The sequence below is a fragment of the Streptomyces sp. NPDC048416 genome (assembly GCF_043200435.1).
In the GTDB taxonomy this organism is placed as follows: domain Bacteria; phylum Actinomycetota; class Actinomycetes; order Streptomycetales; family Streptomycetaceae; genus Streptomyces.
This window is the reverse complement of the sequence record NZ_JBICXU010000008.1, coordinates 33,818-53,541: the sequence shown is the minus strand read 5'-3', so window position 1 is coordinate 53,541 and position 19,724 is coordinate 33,818. Positions and strand designations below refer to the sequence as shown.

The window sequence follows — 19,724 nt, the reverse complement described above, 5'->3', positions numbered from 1 at the left end:
CGAGAGGAGGCGTCCATGGGATCGGTGCGCAAGGCGAGTGCCTGGCTGGGACTTGTCGAGGACAACGACGACCGCTACTACGACGACGAGTACACCGAAGGTGCGGCCGCCGAATCCGGCGAGGCCTGGGTGACGGACCCGCGGGTGCGGGTGGCCTCCGAGGCGGCCGAGCAGCAGGACCGCCGGATCGCCACCGTCACCCCGGACGGCTTCCGGGACGCGCGGGGCATCGGAGAGCTGTTCCGGGAGGGCGTCCCGGTGATCGTGAACCTGACGGGCATGGACGCCGGGGACGCCAAGCGCGTGGTCGATTTCGCCGCGGGTCTCACCTTCGGCCTGCGCGGCTCCATCGAGCGGGTGGCGACGAGAGTCTTCCTGCTGACCCCCGCCGACACCGAGATCGTCAACGGCGAGGCCGCCGGCCGTCAGACCGGTGGGTTCTTCAACCAGAGCTGACGACGTACGGATGCCTCCCGGCCGGGGGGCCGGCCCACGGCGCGATCGCCGTGGGGCACGGCGCCCCGGGATGCGGGCCCGGCCGCGCGGCCGGGCCGAGGACTCACCGGAAGGCGTCGAGTCCGGTGAACGCCTTGCCCAGCACCAGCTGGTGCATCTCCACGGTGCCCTCGTAGGTGAGCACCGATTCGAGGTTGGTGGCGTGCCGCATCACCGGGTATTCCAGGGAGATCCCGTTCGCGCCGAGGATGGTGCGCGAGGTGCGGCAGATCTCGATCGCCTCCCGCACGTTGTTGAGCTTGCCGAAACTGACCTGCTCCGGGCGCAGCCGTCCCGCGTCCATGCGACGCCCCAGGTGGTGCGCGAGCAGGATCCCCTTGTGCAGTTCGAGCGCCATGTCGGCCAGCTTGGCCTGGGTGAGCTGGAAGCCGCCGATGGGCCTGCCGAACTGTTCGCGGGTCTTCGCGTAGTCGAGCGCCGCCTCGAAGGAGGCCCGGGCCGCACCCATCGCACCCCAGACGATTCCGTAGCGCGCGTGCGAAAGACAGCTGAGCGGCCCCTTGAGCCCGGTGACGCCGGGGAGCACGGCGTCGGCGGGCAGCCGCACCTCGTCCATGACCAGCTCGCTGGTGACGCTGGCGCGCAGGGACCACTTGTGCTTGATCTCGGGGGCGGAGAATCCGGGGGCGTCGGTCGGCACGGCGAAGCCGCGGACGCCGTCGTCGGTCTGGGCCCAGACCACCGCGACGCCCGCCACCGAACCGTTGGTGATCCACATCTTGCGGCCGTTCAGCACCCAGTCGGTGCCGTCCCTCTTCGCGTACGTGCGCATGCCGGCCGGGTCGGAGCCGTGGTCGGGTTCGGTGAGGCCGAAGCAGCCGATGATCTCGCCCGCCGCCATGCCGGGCAGCCAGCGCTGCTTCTGCTCCTCGGAGCCGAACCGCCAGATCGCGTACATGGCGAGCGAGCCCTGGACGGAGACGAGGGAGCGGATGCCCGAGTCGGCGGCCTCAAGCTCCAGACAGGCGAGCCCGTACTGGACGGCCGTGGCGCCCGCGCAGCCGTAGCCGGTCAGGGACATGCCGAGCGCGCCGATCGAGCCGAGCTCGCGGGCCAGTTCACGGATGCCCGGCAGCTCGCCGTTCTCATACCACTCGGCGATGTGCGGCAGGACGCGGTCGGCGGCCCAGGAACGCACGGTGTCGCGGATCGCCAGGTCCTCGGCGCCGAGCAGGTCGTCGATGCCGAGCGGGTCGGCCGGGTCGAAGGGGGGCAGCTTGGAGGAAGGAGCGGACATGAGGGCGCCTCCGCGGCTCTCGCTCAACTAAAACTAGCAGTGTTAGTTATTACCTGAGCGCTGACGTTACGGGTCAGTGTCCCGTGCGTCCAGACTCCACGGCCGCCACATCGCCCGGCCGCGCCTGAGAGGGCAGCTTCCTGCTGCGCTGCTGCTGTGCCGGCTTCTGCTCGGGGCGCGGATCGCAGCTCGGCTCGAATCCGGGCTCGAACCCGGGCTCGCATCCGCGCTCCTGGCCGGCCACCGAGCAGTCCATGACGCGGGGCAGCCGCAGCCCGGCCACCGCGCCGAGGAGCAGGAGGCCCGCGCTGACGAACAGGGTGACGTGCAGCCCGTGCACGAACGAGGCGCGGGCCGCGGTGCGCAGCGCCGCACCGGCCGGGCCGCCGAGGCGCCCGGCGACCTCGTAGGCCTCGCCCAGCGAGTTGGACGCGGCGGCCGATGCGGACGCGGGGACGCCGGCGACCGAGGCGAGGCCGGGCGCGTAGGCGGCGTTCATGACGCTGCCGAGCAGGGCGATGCCGATGCCCGCGCCGAGCTGGTAGGAGGTCTCACCGATGGCGGCCGCGCCACCGGCCCGCTCGGGCGGTGCCTCGCTGAGCATCGATTCGTACGCGGCGAACAAGGTGGTCTGGAGCCCGAAGCCGAGCACGACGAACGACACCAGCATCAGCATCGGCCAGTCGGTCTGGCCCATCGGAACGAGCAGCAGTACGGCGGCGGCCACCAGCACGAAGCCCGTGCAGACCATCCGGCGCGGGCCGAGCCCGCGCAGCGTGTACGAGCCCGTCGCACCGGCCGCCATCGCGGCGAAGGTCAGCGGCAGCATGCGCAGACCGGTCTGGAGCGGGGAGAGGCCGAGGACGAGCTGGAGGTACTGGACGGCTATGAGTTCGAGGCCGACCAGCGCCAGCATGGCGATGATGATGCAGCCGACGGAGGTCGCGAAGGCGGGCCGGGAGAACAGACTGATGTCGACGAGCGGATGGGTGCGGCGGCGCTGCCTGCGCACGAAGACGACGAGCAGCGCGGCGCCGACGCACAGGGCGGCCAGGGTGGGGCCGTCGAGGAAGCCGTCTCCCGCACCGAGGCGCTTCACGCCGAAGACGGCGGCGAGTATGCCGCCGGCCGCCATCAGCGCCCCGAGCACGTCCCACGGACCGTCGGAGCTGCCCTTGGACTCGGGCAGGATCCAGCGGCCGAGCGGCAATATCAGCGCCATCAGCGGGATGTTGACGAGGAAGACCGAGCCCCACCAGTAGTGCTGGACGAGGAAGCCGCCGAGCACCGGTCCGACCGCTGCGCCGATCGCGGCGACCGCCGTCCAGATGCCGATGGCGGTGGCCCGCTCGCGGCGGTCGGGGAAGACGACCCGCAGGATGGAGAGGGTGGCGGGCATGATCATCGCACCGCCGATGCCGAGCAGCGCCCGGGCCACGATGAGGACGGGCGCGGATTCGGCGAGGGCGGCGACCGCGGAGGCGGCGCCGAAGATCCCGTAGCCGAGCAGCAGGATCCGGCGCCGGCCGACCCGGTCGCCGAGGGTGCCGAAGAGGATGAGCAGCGCGGCGCAGACCAGCGGGTAGGCGTCCACGATCCACAGGAGTTCCACGGAGCCGGGCCGCAGGTCCTCGGTGACGGAGGGGATCGCGACATGCAGGACGGTGGCGTCGAGCGCCACGAACAGCAGGCTCACGCAGAGGACGACCAGGATGACCCAGCGGTTGGCGCCGGCGGCGGCACGCGAGCGCGCACCGGTCATGGTCGTCCCTGTCATGTACGTACCTCCCAGTACTGCGGGCCTCCGCGACCCGGGACGGCTCGGCCGCCGCGGCCGCACCCTCACCGCTCTCGCGGTCGGCGGGCCCGGCAGGCCCGGCAGGCCCGGCGAAATCCTGACAGGACCTGATCAGCACGGTCCGCCCGGGGCCCGGCGTCGACGGGCGAGTGATGGGTCAGCGTACGCGAGTTCGCCCGCACGGCGCGTGGTCCACCTCTCACCGCGCGACCGGACCGGGTGTGGTGTGCGCCACGCACGGAGTACCCCGCCGAGATGATCTTTACACTGCGTACCGGACCGGTGACCGGAGGGCCAATTCCGCTTCCCCGCACGGAAAAGAGAATTGCACGGCATACGGACAAGGCCTTCCGGAAGCGGATGCCGCGAATGGAGAACGAGGTCACGGGGTATTCGGCGGAACCCGGGAACAAAAGGCGGAGTGAGACATACTCCACATCACATCGTCATCACGAAGATCCCGGAACGGCCTGGGCGGTCTCTCACCCGCTGTAACGTCGATTGAGTGCGTACTGACCGAATCTTCGCCCGCCTGGACCGGGAGCCCGAGCCACCGAAGATAGAGATCCCGCGGATGAGCCGTCACCGCGAGGTCCTCTTCGGCGCGACGTTGGCGTTCTACCTCGCCATCGTCGTGGCCGTGCTGGGGTCGTCCTGGCTCGTCGAGCTGGACTGGAAGGTCATGCTGTTCCGGCCGTACGAGCGGTGGCCGCAGCTGCGCGGCTTCCTCGACTACTTCGTGGTCCTCGGCCAGCGCGGCCCGACCGCGGTGATGGTGCTGGCATGGCTGGGCTGGCGCTCCTGGCGCCAGCACACACTGCGGCCGCTCCTGAGCCTCGGGGCGGCCCTTCTGCTGCTCAACATCACGGTCGGCGCGGTCAAACTGGGTCTGGGCCGTCTCGGCCCGCACTACGCCACGCAGATAGGGTCCGCGGAGCTCTTCGCGGGCGGCGACATATTTCCTTCGGGACACACCGCCAACGCGGTCGTGACCTGGGGCATCCTCGGCTACCTCGCCACCACGCCGCGCGCCAGACGCTGGCTGTCGGTCACCTCGGCCATGGTCGCCCTCGGTGTGGGGGCGACCACCGTCTATCTGGGCACGCACTGGGTGAGCGACGTACTCCTCGGCTGGGCCGCCGGTCTGCTGATCCTGCTGGCCCTGCCCTGGTTCGAGCCGCTGATCGCCCGCGCCGAGGTCTTCGTCCTCGCGGTGCGCGAGAAGGTGCGCGAGCGCAGGCGCTCCGGCGGCGCGGCCCTCCCCGCCCCGGCGCCGGCTCCCGCGGCGCCCGCGATGGTGCCCCAGCGCGGGCACGAGGAGGACGACGCGCAAGTGCGCGAGCCGGTCGGTGTGGCGAGCGGTCGCGGCCCCGGCAGGCCGCTCCCGGCCAGGCCCCACCAGCCGGCCCGCTCGGAGCGGCCCCCGGTCGTCCCTTCGGGCACCCGGCGCCCGCCGCACACCGAACGCTCGCCGCGCACCGCCCCGGCCCGCCCCCTGGGCGGCTGACAGCGGCGCGGGCGGCGCGCCCGCCACGACGAAGGCCCCCGGTGCACACCGGGGGCCTTCGTCGTGTCCTGAGGCCCTGTCGACCTCCGGAACCGGCGGGCTCAGCCGTGCCAGCAGCGGATCACGGTGCCGTCCTCGACCTCGAAGTTCAGCCGCCCGGCCAGATACTCCATGGTGATGACGGAGCCCGGCGGAAGCGACCTGACGGTCGGCCAGCCGCGGGACGCGGCACGCCGTTCGGCTTCGTCGGCCGCGAGACCGACGTAGGACTCGGGGGCGTCGTCGGGATGTGCGGAGTGGGACGGTATGGGTGCCATACGGCCCACCGTAGGCGGACCCGGCGGGAGACGGAAGCGGGGGCCCCGGTGACGCGTGGGACGCACGCGGAACCCGTTGGTTGTCCGCCCCCGGTCCCCCACCAGTCACACTTCTGTCACAGGATCGGCGCCGCGCCCCGCCTCGAACTCCGTCACTCGTACGGGCAGTTCCTGACCCGTCGTCCGGTTATCGCGGGGCGCGCCCGTGACCGCCGAAACGCAATTCCACAGGGGCCGCAATTTCTTCGACGGCCGCTCGACGAATTTGCACTCGACGGCGCCCGAAAGGGAATTGACGGCGCATGGGCAATTCACCGCCGCCTCGCACAATCCCCGGCCGCCGGACCCGTGCCGGGACCGTCGAAGCTCGGCCGGATGGCGTACGCCCTCTGTTGCGCGGAGGGCGGGCGCGAGCATCATGGCCCCCGGCCCGAGGCCGAAGATCCCTGGGGGTGCGACGGGTACGCGGACGGCGGTCCCCGCGGCGGAACCCGCACGGACCGAACGGCCGGGCCGGGCGCTCGTCGACCGGCCGGCCACTGGCCGGCCAGGACGGCGGGCGCGGACGTTCCCGGCCGGTGCCGCGGTGCTCACTTCCGTGGGGCGTCGACCCGTACGCTCAGGTCGTTGGCGCCCGTGTAGTACGGGCGGACCACGCCGGGGCCCACCGCCGACCCCGGGTACACGAAGATCACCTGCTTCATGGGGACGTCGTCAAGGAGCCGGGCGAGGCGGACCTCGGCGCCCCCGGTGCCGGTGATCAGCCACAAATCCCAGAGCCATTCCTTGGCGTCGAGACCGTCGGACAGCGGCGCGTACGGCAGCGTGAAGGTGAAGCCGCCGTTCGTGCCGTCGGCGGTCGCCGGGACGCGGTGGACACGTCCGCCCCTGCCCCGCCGCCGCGCCTCGACGGCTGCGCCGGGGCCGAGTGCGGTTCCGTACAGCCGTCCGTGCACCGTGACGCAGTCCGCGCCGAAACCGATCGTGCCGGTCTCGGCGTGCGGTCTGCGCAGCCAGCTGCGGACGACCAGCTCGCCGGAGCGCCCGGGATAGGGGATGCGCACCGCGACCCCGTCGGCGTCCGGCCCCGGCTCCCGGTCGACGAGCGCCCGCAGGTCCCGTACGCCCGGTTCCAGGCGCTGCTCGGCGCCTTCACCGAAGCGCAGGTACGCGTCCCACACCCCTTCGGCGAGCTCGACCGTGCTGGGCAGCACCGCTCGGAGCAGCCCCTCGGCCGCCGGGGTGAGGGGCAGCAGCACATCGGCGCCCGGCGCGGTGGCGCGCAGGCGCAGGACGAGCGTGGCGCCCGGCCGCGCGGCACCCGTGACGTCGAAGGTCACCCCGCCGGCGGAGTCGGCTATGCAGTGGGCGCGCGGCACGGCGGGGGCGCTGCCCGTGTCCGGGGACTCGGCGGTGGTGGTCATGCGGTCTGCCCTTTCCGGAGCACGGAGACGGCCTTGTGGCGCAGGGCGTAGGCCCCGTCGAGGGCGCTGCTGTGGGCCCGGTGCAGGGAGCCGCGCAGCAGCCCGGCCGAACGGCTCGCGCCGCCCCGTGCGTGCAGCGCGCCGAAGATCTCCTCGTGGTGTTCCGCGGTCCTGGCCGGGTCGAAGCGTTCGGAGTTCTCCAGGGCCGCCTTGGCCATGCGGTGGCGCAGTTCGTCGTCCTGGATCAGTTCGAGCAGGGCGGAGGCCACCGCGTCGGCGTTGCCCATTTCGACGAGCCGGCCGTCCACGCCGTCGTTGATGATTTCGCGTGGTCCCTGTGGGCAGTCCGTGGAGACGACGGGCAGCCCGCAGCGCATGGCCTCGACGATGGTCATGCCGAAGGACTCGTGGCTGGAGGTGACGGCCGCGAGAGAGCCCTTGACCCACTCGCCGTCGAGGTCTCGGACCAGGCCCATGAGGAACACATTGTTGTAGAGGCCAAGATCGTCGATGAGGTTGCGCAGGGCGTCGCGTTCGTTCCCGAAGGTGTCGCCCGAGCCGTATATCCGCAGTTTCCAGTCCGGCCGTACGGCGGCCACCTGCGCGAAGGCCCGCACCAGCAGGTCATAGCGTTTGACCGGGGTGAGGCGGCCGGCCGCCACGACCAGTTTCCCGTCCCCGCAGGCGGGTTCGACACCGGGCGCGGGCACCGCGTTGGGCACCGCGTCGATCCGCACGCCGGGCAGCCGCAGCTCCTGGTACGCCGCCGCGTCGGCCCGGGTGACCGTGGTGATCGCGTCGAGCAGCGGATAGAAGTGGGCTATCTCCCGGCGCAGCCGGTAGCCGTGCCCGGTCAGCGTCAGGTGTTCCTGGCCGACCCGGACCACGCCGGGCCGCGTCTCGCGGGCTATGTGGACGTTGAGGCCGGGCCGGGTGCCGATGACGACGTCCGCCTCGGTCTCGCGCAGGTGGGTGCGTATGCGGGCGTCGGTGAGCCGGCTGTACTGGCGGTGCCTGCCGTCCCCGCGCGGGAAGACCTTGGCCGGCTGCTGGTGCTGGGGGTGGTCGCCCTCGTATCCGGCGCCGCCCTTGCGGAGGTCCACGAGGTGCCTGAGGCGGACGCCTTCGGGCGCGGTGAGGGTGGGGTCGTCGCGGTGGCGGAAGACGGAGACGATCTCGACGTCGTGCCGCCGTGCGAGCTCACCGGCCAGGTTGAAGGTGGACCGGATGGTGCCGCCCAGGCTGTACGCGTTGTGCAGCAGGAATGACAGGTGCATGCGCCACGCGTCCCCTTGGTCGTTCGGTCGGTCCGCCGATCATGCAGGTGATCATCCGGTCGGCCGGGTTGGTCTGAATCGAAACTCGTCGGTCTGAAACGGACTGTACTTGGCTCGACCGAGGTGGTGCCGCGCGGACGGATCCCCTCCGCCCGCACCGGAACGGAGGCGGACGGAGCCGCTACGGAGCGTGGTCCGCGGAGGGACGCGAACAGGGGGGCCCCGCCGGACGGATCCATTACGGGGCGTGGTCCGGGCGGAGGGACGCGCAGGACGCGCACGGGAGCAGGGACGCGCACGGGGGGAGCCCCGCCCGGCCGCCCGGGCGGCCGGGCGGGGCTCCTGCCGTACCTGGAAACCCTGCCGAGTGGGGCTCCTGCCGTACCTGGAAACCCTGCCGAGTGGGGCTCCTGCCGTACCTGGAAACCCTGTCGGGCCGGGCCTTCGGGCCTCAGACCCTGCCGGGCGGGGTCTACCTGTTTCAGACTCTGCCGGGCGGGGCCTACGTGCCCCAGGCCCCGCCGGGCCGGGCCTTCGGGCCTCAGACCTTGAGGTGCTGGCCCGGCAGGATGAGATCGGGGTCGGCGCCGATGACGGCCCGGTTCGCCGCGTACAGCGTCTCCCAGCCGGTGCCGTGGGCCGCCGCGACGTCCGAGAGCGTGTCACCGCTCCTCACGGTGTAGGACCCTGCCGTACGGGCCGGCCCGGCCGCCGCCTCGCCGGTGCGGGGCGCGGCCGGACGCCGCTGTGACGCGGGGGTCTCGTGCTGCGGTGGCGCGGGGGCCCGATGCGGCGTCGGCGCCGCCTCCGGTACCCGCCCGGCCCTGCGCCCGGCGGGCGCGGCCGCCGCCGGGGCGCTGCCGTACGCCCCCGCGTGGCGTGCGCAGACCGGCCAGGCTCCCCAGCCCTGCGCGCGCTGCACCGTGGTGGCGACAGCGATCTGCTGGGCCCTGGTGGCCCTGTCGGCGGTGGGCGCATACGCCCCGCCGCCGTGCGCGCGCCAGGTGCCGGCGGCGAACTGGAGGCCGCCGTAGTAGCCGTTCCCGGTGTTGATGTGCCAGTTTCCGCCGCTCTCGCACTGGGCGATGCGGTCCCACACGCCGCCGTCGGCCGCTGCGGCCTGACCGGTGGCGGTGCCGAGCAGGGCGAGCGGCGCCACGAACGCGGCTCCGATCAGCGCCGCCGTCCCACGCCTGCGCGGGGAGCTGGAACCACTGGTACCAACGGACATGGAATCCCTTTCGAAGGACCCGGGGTCCCCCTGGGCGGCCCGGTCTCCGGCGCGTCCGGCGCCTCGTTCCGTGCCGCCCCCGCCCACCGGAAGGTCGTAGCTGGCTGTGCGGCCGGCGGGCGATCCCGGGCGGTGCTCGATGCACACGGCGGTGGAATCTAGGGACCCGTGCGCCCCGGAATCAACCAACGCCCCGTCATTCCAGGCCAGTTGCCTGTTACCCGGAGTATCGGCGATTTTCGGACACCCCTTTGATCCATGGATATCGGCATTTGATGACCCCGCACCGAAACGATCTGTGACCCGGCTCACCGCGCCAACTTCCATGCACCCCGCATGTGTTGACAGGGAGTGAGGGGTTCCGGGGGTGGTCTCACCCTCCGCCGGGGACGGTTCGATTCCGTTCGCCTTCGCGCGTGACCCCGGCCACAGATCCTCCGTTGTCGTTTGTACGAGAGAAGCCGGGAACCGCCCGGCGCATCCACTCAGTTCCTAGGAGCCACCCGTGCCGCGCATGCTCGACGTCAGTGAGGACGTCCGCGCCGAGATCGGCGACGAAGAAGCCGAGCGGCTGCTCGCCGGCGAGAACGCCCCGGGCAGCTACGACTGCACCTCCTGCCGCACGCCGGGCGACTCCGAGCAGGAGCGCACCAGCACCGTCCTGTTCGTCGGCGAGGAGACCGCGGTGCTCGCCTTCGCCCACGCAAGCTGTATCCCCTCGCAGGTCGTCCAGGTCGCGGAGGAACAGCTCCAGGGCGCCGTCCGCTCCATCACGGGCGAGGAGCCGGTCGGCGGGGCCGCCGGGCAGGCGGTGCTCGGCATCACCAGTGGGCTGGTCCTGATCGAGGGCGATCTGCACCCGGCGCTCGTGGTGGAGCCGACCGTTCCGATCGCCCGGCCCGGCTCGGGCGGCACCAGCGACGAATTCCTGCCGCTCCTCATCGAGCAGGGCTTCGTGCCGGTGACCGACATGAGCCTGCTGCCCGCGGTGCTGCCGGGCTGGTCCGTACTGCTCGCGATGGGCCAGCTGCACGCCGTCCTCCAGCCCGGCACCGGCGGCAGCGGCTCGGTCTCGTGGTGGCAGGCGCACCAGCCGCTCCAGGTGACCGAGGGCTGGCGTGCCGCCGCCAACAAGTCCCAGCGCGTGCTGGTCTTCGCCGTACCGGTCGGCGTCATCGGCCAGCAGCCCCGCGAGGACCTGCTCAGGGACGCCCTGGAGAAGGCCGCAGCCGACGGCCGTCTGGTGGCCGCCGCCATGCCGCTGGCCGGCACGTGAGGATGGCCGCCACCTGAGGATCCTTCCCCCGGGACGCCCCTTCCGCCCTTCCGCGCCCTTGCCGGCCCCGGCACAAGGGCCGGGATCACGGAAGGGGCGTCCGGCGTGAGCCCGCGGCGCGAGACCGCCGCGCGAGACCGCCGCGCGGAAGGGGCCTCCGGCCTGAGCCCGCGGCGCGAGACCGCCGCGCGGAAGGGGCCTCCGGCGTAAGGCCCGCGCCGCGCGGGAGGGGCGTGGGGCGCCCCGTGCCGCGCTACCGATAAACCGGGGCGGCCCGCATCCCCGGGCCCGGCGGGGTCGTTGGCACATACGTGCACTCATACGACCCCTCCCGCCAGCCGTACCAGTCCCAGATCCCGGCCATGCGCCCCTCGGGCGACGCATCGGGAGCCCACTCCCCCACGCCGATCTACGACGCGCTGTACTCGGAGTACCGGCGGTCCTTCCGTGCCCTCCCCGGCGACCGGTCCGGCGAGGAGAACCTCGGGTTCACCGGGTTCGGAGCGCTCGGCACCGGGTTCGTACCGGTGGCGCACGGCACACGGGCCGGCCATCAGGCGGGTCACCAGACCCAGCACTTCCCCGCCACCTACGTGGGGAACTGGCACGTGCACCCCGCGATGAACGCGAGCGGGCGGCAGTACGCCGGGCAGCATCAGCTCCCGGCGGCACTGCCGCCCGGCCCCCGCAGGGGACTGTGAACCGTCGCCCGTGAGTCTCCCGTGAGGCGATCACCCCCTCACGGGGCTCCCGTGCGGGGGTCGCCGTTTCCCACGGCCCCCGCGAGGGTGTTACTTCTTACGGCCGCGCTTCTCGCGCACCCGCACCGAGATGTGGATCGGGGTGCCCTCGAAGCCGAACTCCTCGCGCAGCCGGCGCTCGATGAAGCGCCGGTAGCCGGCCTCGATGAAGCCGGAGGCGAAGAGCACGAAGCGCGGCGGCTTGGTACCCGCCTGCGTACCGAACAGGATGCGCGGCTGCTTTCCGCCGCGGATCGGGTGCGGGTGGCCGGCCACGAGCTCGCCGAGGAAGGCGTTGAGGCGGCCGGTGGGGACGCGGGTCTCCCAGCCGGCGAGCGCGGTCTCGATCGCGGGGACCAGCTTCTCCATGTGGCGGCCGGTCAGCGCGGAGACGTTGACGCGGGGCGCCCAGGCGACCTGCTGCATCTCCGTCTCGATCTCGCGCTCCAGGTAGTAGCGCCGCTCCTCGTCGAGGGTGTCCCACTTGTTGTATGCGATGACCAGGGCGCGCCCGGCCTCGACGGCCATCGTGATGATCCGCTGGTCCTGCACGGAGATCGACTCGCTGGTGTCGATGAGGACGACCGCGACCTCCGCCTTCTCGACGGCGGCGGCGGTACGCAGCGAGGCGTAGTAGTCGGCACCCTCCTGGAGGTGGACGCGGCGGCGGATGCCGGCCGTGTCGACGAACTTCCAGGTGATCCCGCCCAGTTCGATGAGCTCGTCGACCGGGTCGCGGGTGGTGCCGGACTGGGCGTTGACGACGACCCGGTCCTCCTTGGCGACCTGGTTCAGGAGCGAGGACTTGCCGACGTTCGGCCGGCCGATGAGCGCGATGCGGCGCGGGCCGCCCACCGCGGTGCCGAAACGCTGCTCCGGGGCCTCGGGCAGCGCCTTCAGGATCTCGTCGAGCAGGTCGCCGGTGCCGCGGCCGTGCAGCGCGGAGATCGGGAAGGGCTCGCCGAGGCCGAGCGACCACAGGGTGGCGGCGTCGGACTCGCCGGACATGCCGTCGACCTTGTTGGCGGCGAGCACGACGGGCTTGCCCGCGCGGCGCAGGAGGCGGACGACGGCCTCGTCGGTGTCGGTGGCGCCCACCGTGGCGTCCACGACGAAGACGACGGCGTCGGCTGCCTCGATGGCGAACTCGGCCTGGGCCGCCACCGAGGCGTCAAGGCCGAGGACGTCCTGCTCCCAGCCGCCGGTGTCGACGACCTTGAAGCGGCGGCCCGCCCACTCGGCCTCGTAGGTGACGCGGTCACGAGTGACGCCGGGCTTGTCCTGGACGACGGCCTCGCGGCGGCCGATGATGCGGTTCACCAGGGTCGACTTGCCGACATTGGGGCGGCCGACGACGGCGAGGGCCGGGAGCGGGCCGTGGCCGGCTTCGTCGAGGGCGTCCTCGATGTCCTCGGCGTCGAAGCCCTCCTCGGCGGCGAGCTCCATGAACTCCGCGAACTCGGCGTCGCCGAGTGCTCCGTGGTCGTGCTGGTCGTTCATGAAGTCCGTACCTCGTTCATCGTCGTGATCGGTGGACCGCGATCGAGCGGTCCACTACTGAAAGTCTGGCCTAGCGCCCGGTCAGGCGCCTGGCATGCGCCAGGTGGCCGGTGAGCCGGTCCTGGATGCGGACGGTGGCCTCGTCGAGTGCCTTGCGGGTGCGGCGTCCGCTGCCGTCCCCCGCTTCGAACGGGTCTCCGAAGACCACGTCGACGCTGCTGCGCAGCGGGGGCAGCGCCTTTATCAACCGGCCGCGGCGCTCGGTGCTTCCCAGGACGGCCACCGGAACGATGGGCGCCCCCGACCGGACGGCGAAGTAGGCGAGGCCGGCCCGCAGCGACGCGAAGTCGCCGTCGCCCCGGGTGCCCTCGGGGAAGATCCCGAGGACGCCGCCGCGGTCGAGCACGGCCAGCGCGTCGGTGATCGCGGTGCGGTCGGCGACCGTCCGGTCGACCTTGAGCTGGCCGATGCCTTCGAGGAACGGGCCGAGCGGCCCCACGAAGGCTTCCTTCTTGATCAGGAAGTGGGTGCCGCGCGGGGCGGTGCCCATGACCATCGGGCCGTCGATGTTGTGGGAGTGGTTGACGGCGAAGATCACCGGACCGCCCGCCGGAACCCGCCAGGCGCCGAGCACCCGGGGCTTCCAGAGCCCGTACATCAGACCGACACCGATCCGGCGGCCGATCTCGGCGCCTCGGTTCGAGGGAACCGTCACTTGGCGGCCTGCTTCTCCTCGATGAGGGTGACGACGCACTCGATGACCTGGTCGAGCGTGAGCTCGGTGGTGTCCACCTCGACCGCGTCGTCGGCCTTGGCCAGCGGGGACGTCTTGCGGCCGGAGTCGGCCGCGTCCCGCTTGATCAGGGCTTCCCGGGTGGCGGCCACGTCGGCGCCCTTGATCTCGCCGCTGCGGCGGGCCGCACGCGCCTCGGGGGACGCGGTGAGGAACACCTTCAGGTCGGCGTCGGGCAGCACGGTCGTGCCGATGTCACGGCCCTCGACCACGATGCCCTGCCCGGCGTGGGCGGCGATGTCGCGCTGGAGCTGGGTGATCAGGGCCCGCACCTCGGGGACGGCGCTCACCGCGCTGACCTTGGAGGTGACCTCCTGGGTACGGATCGGGCCCGAGGCGTCCTCACCGTCGACGGTGATCGTCGGCGCCGAGGGGTCGGTGCCGGAGACGATCACGGGCTTGGCGGCGGCGACGGCGATCTCCGCCGCATCGCCGATGTCGATCCCGTTGCTGATCATCCACCAGGTGATCGCCCGGTACTGGGCTCCGGTGTCCAGATAGCTCAGCCCCAGCTTGGCGGCGACCGCCTTGGAGGTGCTGGACTTGCCGGTGCCGGAGGGGCCGTCGATGGCGACAATCACTGCTGCCGGAGTGCTCCTGGCGGCGCTTTCCACGGTGACGGACACCTTCCTGGTACGGGGCGGGGAATGCTCGGGACGCAAATCCGCCCCGTACAAGGTTACTGGCTCGTGCGAGCCCCCCGTCCCGCACGGGCGGCACGACCGCGTCACTGCCTGATGGACCAGCCCCGCTCCCGCAGCGCCGCGCTCAGGCCGGGCGCCGACGCGGGCTCGACCATCAGCTGCACCAGACCGGCCCGCTGGCCGGTCGCGTGCTCGATGCGGACGTCCTCGATGTTGACCCCGGCCCGGCCGGCGTCGGCGAAGAGCCGCGCGAGACCGCCCGGCTCGTCGCTGAGCAGCACGGCGACGACCTCGTAGGTGGCGGGCGCCGTGCCGTGCTTGCCCGGCACCCTGACCCGACCCGCGTTTCCGCGCCGCAGCACGTCCTCGATGCCCAGCGCGCCGCCCCGGCGCTTGTCCTCGTCGGCGGACTCGAGGGCCCGCAGGGCGCGCACCGTCTCGTCCAGGTCGGAGGCGATCCCGGACAGCACGTCGGCCACCGGGCCCGGGTTGGCGGAGAGGATGTCGACCCACATCCGGGGGTCGGACGCCGCGATGCGGGTGACGTCGCGGATGCCCTGGCCGCACAGCCGTACCGCCGTCTCGTCGGCCTCTTCGAGGCGGGCCGCGACCATCGAGGAGACCAGCTGCGGGGTGTGCGAGACGAGCGCGACGGCCCGGTCGTGTGCGTCGGCGTCCATGACCACCGGCACGGCACGGCACAGCGCGACCAGCTCCAGCGCCAGGTTCAGCACCTCGGTGTCGGCGTCGCGGGTCGGCGTGAGCACCCAGGGGCGCCCCTCGAAGAGGTCGGGGGTGGCGGCGAGCGGGCCCGAGCGTTCCTTGCCGGCCATGGGGTGCGTACCGATGTAGGAGCTCAGATCGCAGCCGAGCGCCAGCAGCTCGCGGCGCGGGCCGCCCTTGACGCTGGCCACATCGATGTAGGCGCGGGCCACGCCACCGCGTATGGCCTCGGCGAGGGTCGCCGCCACGTGCGCGGGCGGCACCGCCACGACGACGAGGTCGACCCGGCCCCCGGGCGGCTCGTCCGTACCGGCACCGAGCGCCGCCGCGGTACGGGCCTGGCCGGGGTCGTGGTCGGCGAGGTGCACGATGATGCCGCGGCCTGCGAGGGACAGGGCCGCGGAGGTGCCGATCAGGCCGGTGCCGATGACGAGGGCGGTTCTCACTGGGCGATGTCCTTACGGAGGGCGGCGGCTGCGCCGAGGTAGACATGGGCGATCTCGGACCGGTCGAGAGAGGTCTCGACGTGCGCGAGGACACGTACCACGCGGGGCATGGCCCCGGTGATGTCCAGCTCCTGCGCGCAGATCAGCGGTACGTCGGCGATGCCGAGGCGGCGCGCGGCGGCGGCCGGGAAGTCGCTGTGCAGGTCGGGGGTGGCCGTGAACCAGATGCTGATGAGCTCGTCGGGGGTCAGGCCGTTGCGCTCAAGTATCTCCGTGAGCAGCGCGCCGACCCGCTCGTCCATGTGCCCGGCTTCGTCCCGCTCCAGCTGGACGGCCCCGCGGACCGCTCGTACCGCCACGACGTACTCCTCGGACTTTGGCCTTAGGTCATTGCTCCCGTTCAGCGTAGTCAGCCCCCGCCGGTCCGGCACGGGGCGCCCTGCGGGCCCGCCGCGCCGGGCGCGGCTCCTCTATGCCGGGTGCGCTACAGGGGCGCGGGGCCCGGGGTCACCTCGGCCGGCCGGGTGGGACGCCGGCGTCACCCCCGCGGTGGAGCCGTCGGTGCTTCGTCCCGGGGCCCGTGGGCGCCAGGATGCTCCTGCCAGCGACGACCTGAGGAGCACACGATGGAAGCAGTCACCAGCCGCCGGACCGTACTCGTGGCGGCGGCCGGCGCCGCAGCCCTGGCGGGGTGCTCCAACTCCGGTGACAGTGAGGGGAGTTCGGCCCCGACCCCCAGCGCACCGGGCACGCCGGGCACGCCGGGCCGGGCGAGCTCGCCCGCCGGGGCCGGGCAGGTCCTCGCCAAGACCTCGGACATCCCGGTCGGCGGCGGCAAGATCTTCGCCGAGCAGAAGGTCGTCGTCACGCAGCCGCAGGCGGGCACCTTCAAGGGGTTCTCGGCGATCTGCACGCACCAGGGCTGCACCGTCTCCAGCGTGTCCGGCGGCACCATCAACTGTCCGTGCCACGGCAGCAAGTACCACATCGCGGACGCGTCGGTCGCCCAGGGCCCGGCCACCCGCCCCCTGCCCGCGCGGCAGATCACCGTGGAGGCGGATGCGGTCCGGCTGCCCTGACCGGCGACCATGGGTGGCATGACGCCCGAAGAACTCGTCGCCGGCCACACCGTCTACTCCTGTGTCATGGGCTCACGCGCCTTCGGGCTCGCGACCGAGGACAGCGACACCGACATCCGCGGGATCTACCTCGCGCCGACCCCGCTCTACTGGCGCTTCGAGAAGCCGCCCACCCATGTGGAGGGCCCGGCCGACGAGCAGTTCAGCTGGGAGCTCGAACGGTTCTGCGAGCTTGCCCTGCGCGCCAATCCGAACATCCTGGAGTGCCTGCACTCCCCGCTGGTCGAGCACATCGACGACACCGGGCGGGAACTTCTCGCGCTGCGCGGGGCGTTCCTCTCCCGCAGGGCCCACGAGACCTTCGCGCGCTACGCGCTGGGCCAGCGCAAGAAGCTCGACGCGGACGTACGGCAGCACGGCGCGCCGCGGTGGAAGCACGCCATGCATCTGCTGCGGCTGCTCATGAGCTGCCGCGACCTGCTGCGTACCGGCGTGCTCACGGTCGACGTGGGCATCGCACGCGAGCAGCTGCTCGCGGTCAGGCGCGGCGAGGTCTCCTGGCCCGAGGTCGAGTCCTGGATGGCCCGTCTGATGGCCGAGTCCGACGCGGCGGCCGGCCACAGCCCCCTGCCCGCCGCCCCCGACCGGGCCCGCGTGGCGGACTTCCTGTACCGCACCCGCCGCGCATCGGCCCTGGCGGGCCACGCGTAGCGCAGCCCGCTCAACCGACCAGGCGCTGCCGTACGACGAAGTCGTGCAGCGCGTCGTACCCGGTGGCGGCCTCGGGCAGGCAGGACACGGCCTGGGCCGCGTCCAGGACGGCGTGCAGCGCCTCGATGTCGGCGGCGACGCGCTCCCGGTCGAGCCCGGTCGCCGCGCCGTGCTCGGCCTCGGCCTTCACGGCGATCAGCTCGGGCAGATGGCCGGGGGCCTCCGGTATCTCGCGGGCGAGCACGGCCAGGTCCGCCTCCATCCGCCCGCTGCGCATGAGGTGGATGCCGGTGAGCAGCACCCGGAACGTGTAGAGCAGCGGCTTCAGTTCACCGCTCTTCTCGAACAGCCGCCACTGGGTGCCCGCGAAGCCCCGGTAGTGGTGGGCGTGGTGCGAGGTCAGCACGGACGGCGCGAGCGCCACGAGTTCGGCGTGCGCGTCCGTCGTGTGCACGACCAGCGGCGAGAGCAGCTGCTCCAGTACGTATCCGTTGCGGCGCAGCATCAGGCGTACGAACTTGCGCAGGTCATGGGTGACGAGGTCCATCTCCACGCCGTCCTGCGACCACATCCGCGACCGCGTCTCCTCCGGCTCCCGCAGCCCGATCAGCGCTTCGGTCGGCAGGATGTGCACGCCGCGCAGGTCGACGTCGGAGTCGCGGGAGGGGAAGCCGTACAGGTGCGCGCCGGAGACCGTGGCGAACAGCAGCGGTCCTGGCTGTCCTGCGATGACGGGCGCGAGGGTGGCGAGGTCGAGGTCGATCATGGCTCAAGCATCCCAGAGCGCCCCCAGGGTCAGGAGTTCGCTGCGGTACTCGATGCGCTCGGCCCACTCCTTGGGCCAGGCCGCCGCCCCGAGGTGGGCGCCCGCGAAGGCGCCGGCCAGGCACGCGATGGAGTCCGAGTCGCCCTGGGTGCAGGCCGCCCGGCGCAGGGCGGTCAGGGGCTCGTCGGGAAAGAGCAGGAAGCAGTGCAGGGCCGTGGCGAGGGCTTCCTCGGCGATCCAGCCGTCCCCCGTGGCCAGGCAGGGGTCGGTCTCGGGCGAGGGGTCGCGGAGCGCCTTGAGCACCCGGTCCAGGGCGTCGAGGCAGTCGTCCCAGCCGCGTGCGATGAAGTGGCCGGGGCTCGGGTCCTGCGAGCGCGTCCACAGGTCGCCGAGCCAGCGCTCGTGGTAGCGGGTGCGGTTCTCGTACGCGTAGGAGCGCAGCCGGCCGACCAGGCCCGCCGGGTCGGCGCCCTGGGCGAGCAGGTGCACGGCACGCGCGGTGAGGTCGGATGCGGCGAGCGCGGTGGGGTGGCCGTGGGTGAGCGCGGACTGCAACTGGGCGGCGCCCGCCCGCTGTTCCTCGCTCAGGCCGGGCACCAGGCCGATGGGCGCGACCCGCATGTTGGCGCCGCAGCCCTTGGAGCCGATCCGGCTCGCCTGCCGCCACGGCAGCCCCTGGTCCAGCTGGGCGCAGGCCACCAGGCAGGTGCGGCCGGGGGCGCGGTTGTTCTCGGGCGAGTGGTACCAGGCGATGAACTCCTCGCGGACCGGGCCTTCGAGGCGGCCGGGGTCGAGCAGCCCGCGGGCCATGGCAGCGCGGATGCCACGGCCGAGGGCGAGCGTCATCTGGGTGTCGTCGGTGACGGTCGCGGGTTTCGGCAGCGCCATCTCGCGCCACGGTCCGCACTTGGCGAGGATCGCGGGTACGTCGTTGAACTCGGTCGGGAAGCCGAGGGCGTCCCCCAGGGCGAGGCCGATCAGGGCTCCGGTGGCGGTCTGTTTCGCGGCACGGTTCATGTCTGTCGTCCCTCCGGGCGCAGCAGGGGCGGGTGCAGCACGGTCGCTGGACCGGCCCGGTGGAGCGCGGCCGGTTTGCCCCGGCCGCCGGTCAGCCGCGAGGCGCCTGCCACCTGCTCGACGAAGCCGGGCGTGGCAAGCACCTTGCGGCGGAAGTTGGGGCGGTCGAGCACGGTGCCCCAGACCGTCTCGTACACCTGCTGGAGCTCGCCGAGGGTGAACTCGGGCGGGCAGAACGAGGTGGCGAGGCAGGTGTATTCGAGCTTGGCGCCGACGCGAACGCGCGCGTCGGCGAGGATGTCGGCGTGGTCGAAGGCGAGCTGTCGGTGGCTGGTGAAGGCGACCCACTCGGCGTGCGCCGCGTCGCCGCCGCCGCGCGGTTCGGGCAGGTCGGGCACGAGCGCGGTGTACGCCACCGACACGACCCGCATCCGGGGGTCGCGGTCGGGCTCGCTGTAGGTGCGCAGCTGTTCCAGGTGCAAGGTGGCCACCACGTCGTCCGGCAGGCCCGTCTCCTCGGCCAGTTCGCGGCGGGCCGCGGCCTCGGCGGACTCGCGGGGCCGTACGAACCCGCCGGGCAGCGCCCACGCCCCGGCGTACGGGTCCTGGCCGCGCCGGATGAGCAGCGCGTGCAGGGCGCCCTCGCGCACCGTGAACACGGCGAGGTCCACGGTGACGGCGAACGGTTCGAAGGCGTGCGGGTCGTACCCCTCGGGCGCTGT

20 protein-coding genes are annotated in these 19,724 nt (G+C 72.7%); 6 read left to right on the top strand and 14 right to left on the bottom strand.

Going from position 1 to position 19,724, the window contains the following annotated elements; genetic code table 11:
* Positions 1 to 15 precede the first annotated feature (15 nt).
* On the top strand, positions 16 to 456 hold the full coding sequence (locus ACGFW5_RS13160; protein WP_393834290.1) for a cell division protein SepF: 441 nt from the start codon (positions 16 to 18) through the stop codon (positions 454 to 456).
* A 103-nt stretch (positions 457 to 559) separates the two neighbouring features.
* On the opposite strand, the gene ACGFW5_RS13155 is transcribed toward ACGFW5_RS13160, so the two are convergent.
* Together ACGFW5_RS13155 and ACGFW5_RS13150 are read right to left on the bottom strand one after the other, a co-directional pair.
* On the bottom strand, positions 560 to 1,753 hold the full coding sequence (locus ACGFW5_RS13155) for an acyl-CoA dehydrogenase family protein (RefSeq protein WP_393834289.1): 1,194 nt from the start codon (positions 1,751 to 1,753) through the stop codon (positions 560 to 562).
* A gap of 73 nt (positions 1,754 to 1,826) precedes the next feature.
* Positions 1,827 to 3,530 carry an MFS transporter gene (locus ACGFW5_RS13150; protein ID WP_393834288.1) on the bottom strand — a complete coding sequence of 568 codons (1,704 nt, stop codon included), beginning with the start codon at positions 3,528 to 3,530 and terminating at the stop codon, positions 1,827 to 1,829.
* 526 nt (positions 3,531 to 4,056) lie between these two features.
* Here ACGFW5_RS13150 and ACGFW5_RS13145 point away from each other — a divergent pair.
* On the top strand, positions 4,057 to 5,058 hold the full coding sequence (locus tag ACGFW5_RS13145) for a phosphatase PAP2 family protein (RefSeq protein ID WP_393834287.1): 1,002 nt from the start codon (positions 4,057 to 4,059) through the stop codon (positions 5,056 to 5,058).
* 101 nt (positions 5,059 to 5,159) lie between these two features.
* Here ACGFW5_RS13145 and ACGFW5_RS13140 read toward each other — a convergent pair whose 3' ends face one another.
* From ACGFW5_RS13140 to ACGFW5_RS13125, 4 genes are all read right to left on the bottom strand, one after another.
* Positions 5,160 to 5,375 (bottom strand): I78 family peptidase inhibitor, encoded by a 216-nt coding sequence (locus ACGFW5_RS13140; RefSeq protein WP_393834286.1) that lies wholly within the window; start codon positions 5,373 to 5,375, stop codon positions 5,160 to 5,162.
* 590 nt (positions 5,376 to 5,965) lie between these two features.
* Positions 5,966 to 6,799 (bottom strand): hypothetical protein, encoded by an 834-nt coding sequence (locus ACGFW5_RS13135; protein WP_393834285.1) that lies wholly within the window; start codon positions 6,797 to 6,799, stop codon positions 5,966 to 5,968.
* A complete protein-coding gene (locus ACGFW5_RS13130) occupies positions 6,796 to 8,076 on the bottom strand; it encodes a glycosyltransferase family 4 protein (RefSeq protein ID WP_393834284.1) in 1,281 nt (426 codons plus the stop codon). Before ACGFW5_RS13130 ends, ACGFW5_RS13135 begins: the two co-directional genes overlap by 4 nt.
* A 541-nt stretch (positions 8,077 to 8,617) precedes the next feature.
* Entirely contained in the window at positions 8,618 to 9,307 is a 690-nt protein-coding gene (locus ACGFW5_RS13125; protein ID WP_393834283.1) for a transglycosylase family protein, read from the bottom strand.
* 505 nt (positions 9,308 to 9,812) lie between these two features.
* Here ACGFW5_RS13125 and ACGFW5_RS13120 point away from each other — a divergent pair.
* The gene (locus ACGFW5_RS13120) at positions 9,813 to 10,583 is read left to right on the top strand and encodes a hypothetical protein (RefSeq protein WP_393834282.1); all 771 of its coding nucleotides are present in this window, start codon (positions 9,813 to 9,815) and stop codon (positions 10,581 to 10,583) included.
* Positions 10,584 to 10,894: 311 nt separating this feature from the next.
* Complete coding sequence (locus ACGFW5_RS13115) at positions 10,895 to 11,284, top strand: hypothetical protein (protein WP_393834281.1); 390 nt, start codon at positions 10,895 to 10,897, stop codon at positions 11,282 to 11,284.
* A gap of 90 nt (positions 11,285 to 11,374) precedes the next feature.
* Here ACGFW5_RS13115 and der read toward each other — a convergent pair whose 3' ends face one another.
* The 5 genes from der to aroH form a co-directional block, all read right to left on the bottom strand.
* A complete protein-coding gene (gene der, locus ACGFW5_RS13110) occupies positions 11,375 to 12,823 on the bottom strand; it encodes a ribosome biogenesis GTPase Der (RefSeq protein ID WP_393834280.1) in 1,449 nt (482 codons plus the stop codon).
* Between the two features lie 70 nt (positions 12,824 to 12,893).
* Complete coding sequence (locus ACGFW5_RS13105; protein WP_393834458.1) at positions 12,894 to 13,481, bottom strand: lysophospholipid acyltransferase family protein; 588 nt, start codon at positions 13,479 to 13,481, stop codon at positions 12,894 to 12,896.
* Between the two features lie 53 nt (positions 13,482 to 13,534).
* Positions 13,535 to 14,242: a (d)CMP kinase gene (cmk, locus tag ACGFW5_RS13100; RefSeq protein ID WP_393834279.1), complete on the bottom strand. Its 708-nt coding sequence runs from the start codon at positions 14,240 to 14,242 to the stop codon at positions 13,535 to 13,537.
* Between the two features lie 101 nt (positions 14,243 to 14,343).
* The gene (locus tag ACGFW5_RS13095; protein WP_393834278.1) at positions 14,344 to 15,429 is read right to left on the bottom strand and encodes a prephenate dehydrogenase; all 1,086 of its coding nucleotides are present in this window, start codon (positions 15,427 to 15,429) and stop codon (positions 14,344 to 14,346) included.
* Positions 15,426 to 15,788, bottom strand: a complete 363-nt coding sequence (aroH, locus tag ACGFW5_RS13090; protein WP_393834277.1) for a chorismate mutase — start codon at positions 15,786 to 15,788, stop codon at positions 15,426 to 15,428. Before aroH ends, ACGFW5_RS13095 begins: the two co-directional genes overlap by 4 nt.
* A 267-nt stretch (positions 15,789 to 16,055) precedes the next feature.
* Between aroH and ACGFW5_RS13085 the strand changes: the two genes are divergently transcribed.
* Both ACGFW5_RS13085 and ACGFW5_RS13080 read left to right on the top strand, forming a co-directional pair.
* Entirely contained in the window at positions 16,056 to 16,508 is a 453-nt protein-coding gene (locus tag ACGFW5_RS13085; RefSeq protein ID WP_393834276.1) for a Rieske (2Fe-2S) protein, read from the top strand.
* A gap of 18 nt (positions 16,509 to 16,526) precedes the next feature.
* Positions 16,527 to 17,219 carry a DNA polymerase beta superfamily protein gene (locus ACGFW5_RS13080; protein WP_393834275.1) on the top strand — a complete coding sequence of 231 codons (693 nt, stop codon included), beginning with the start codon at positions 16,527 to 16,529 and terminating at the stop codon, positions 17,217 to 17,219.
* 10 nt (positions 17,220 to 17,229) lie between these two features.
* Here ACGFW5_RS13080 and ACGFW5_RS13075 read toward each other — a convergent pair whose 3' ends face one another.
* From ACGFW5_RS13075 to ACGFW5_RS13065, 3 genes are read right to left on the bottom strand one after another with little or no spacing between them, the layout of a single operon-like run.
* Positions 17,230 to 17,985 (bottom strand): DNA polymerase beta superfamily protein, encoded by a 756-nt coding sequence (locus ACGFW5_RS13075; RefSeq protein ID WP_393834274.1) that lies wholly within the window; start codon positions 17,983 to 17,985, stop codon positions 17,230 to 17,232.
* 3 nt (positions 17,986 to 17,988) lie between these two features.
* Complete coding sequence (locus ACGFW5_RS13070) at positions 17,989 to 19,002, bottom strand: ADP-ribosylglycohydrolase family protein (RefSeq protein WP_393834273.1); 1,014 nt, start codon at positions 19,000 to 19,002, stop codon at positions 17,989 to 17,991.
* Positions 18,999 to 19,673, bottom strand: a complete 675-nt coding sequence (locus ACGFW5_RS13065; RefSeq protein WP_393834457.1) for an NUDIX domain-containing protein — start codon at positions 19,671 to 19,673, stop codon at positions 18,999 to 19,001. The genes ACGFW5_RS13070 and ACGFW5_RS13065 overlap by 4 nt, the downstream gene beginning before the upstream one ends.
* Positions 19,674 to 19,724 lie beyond the last annotated feature (51 nt).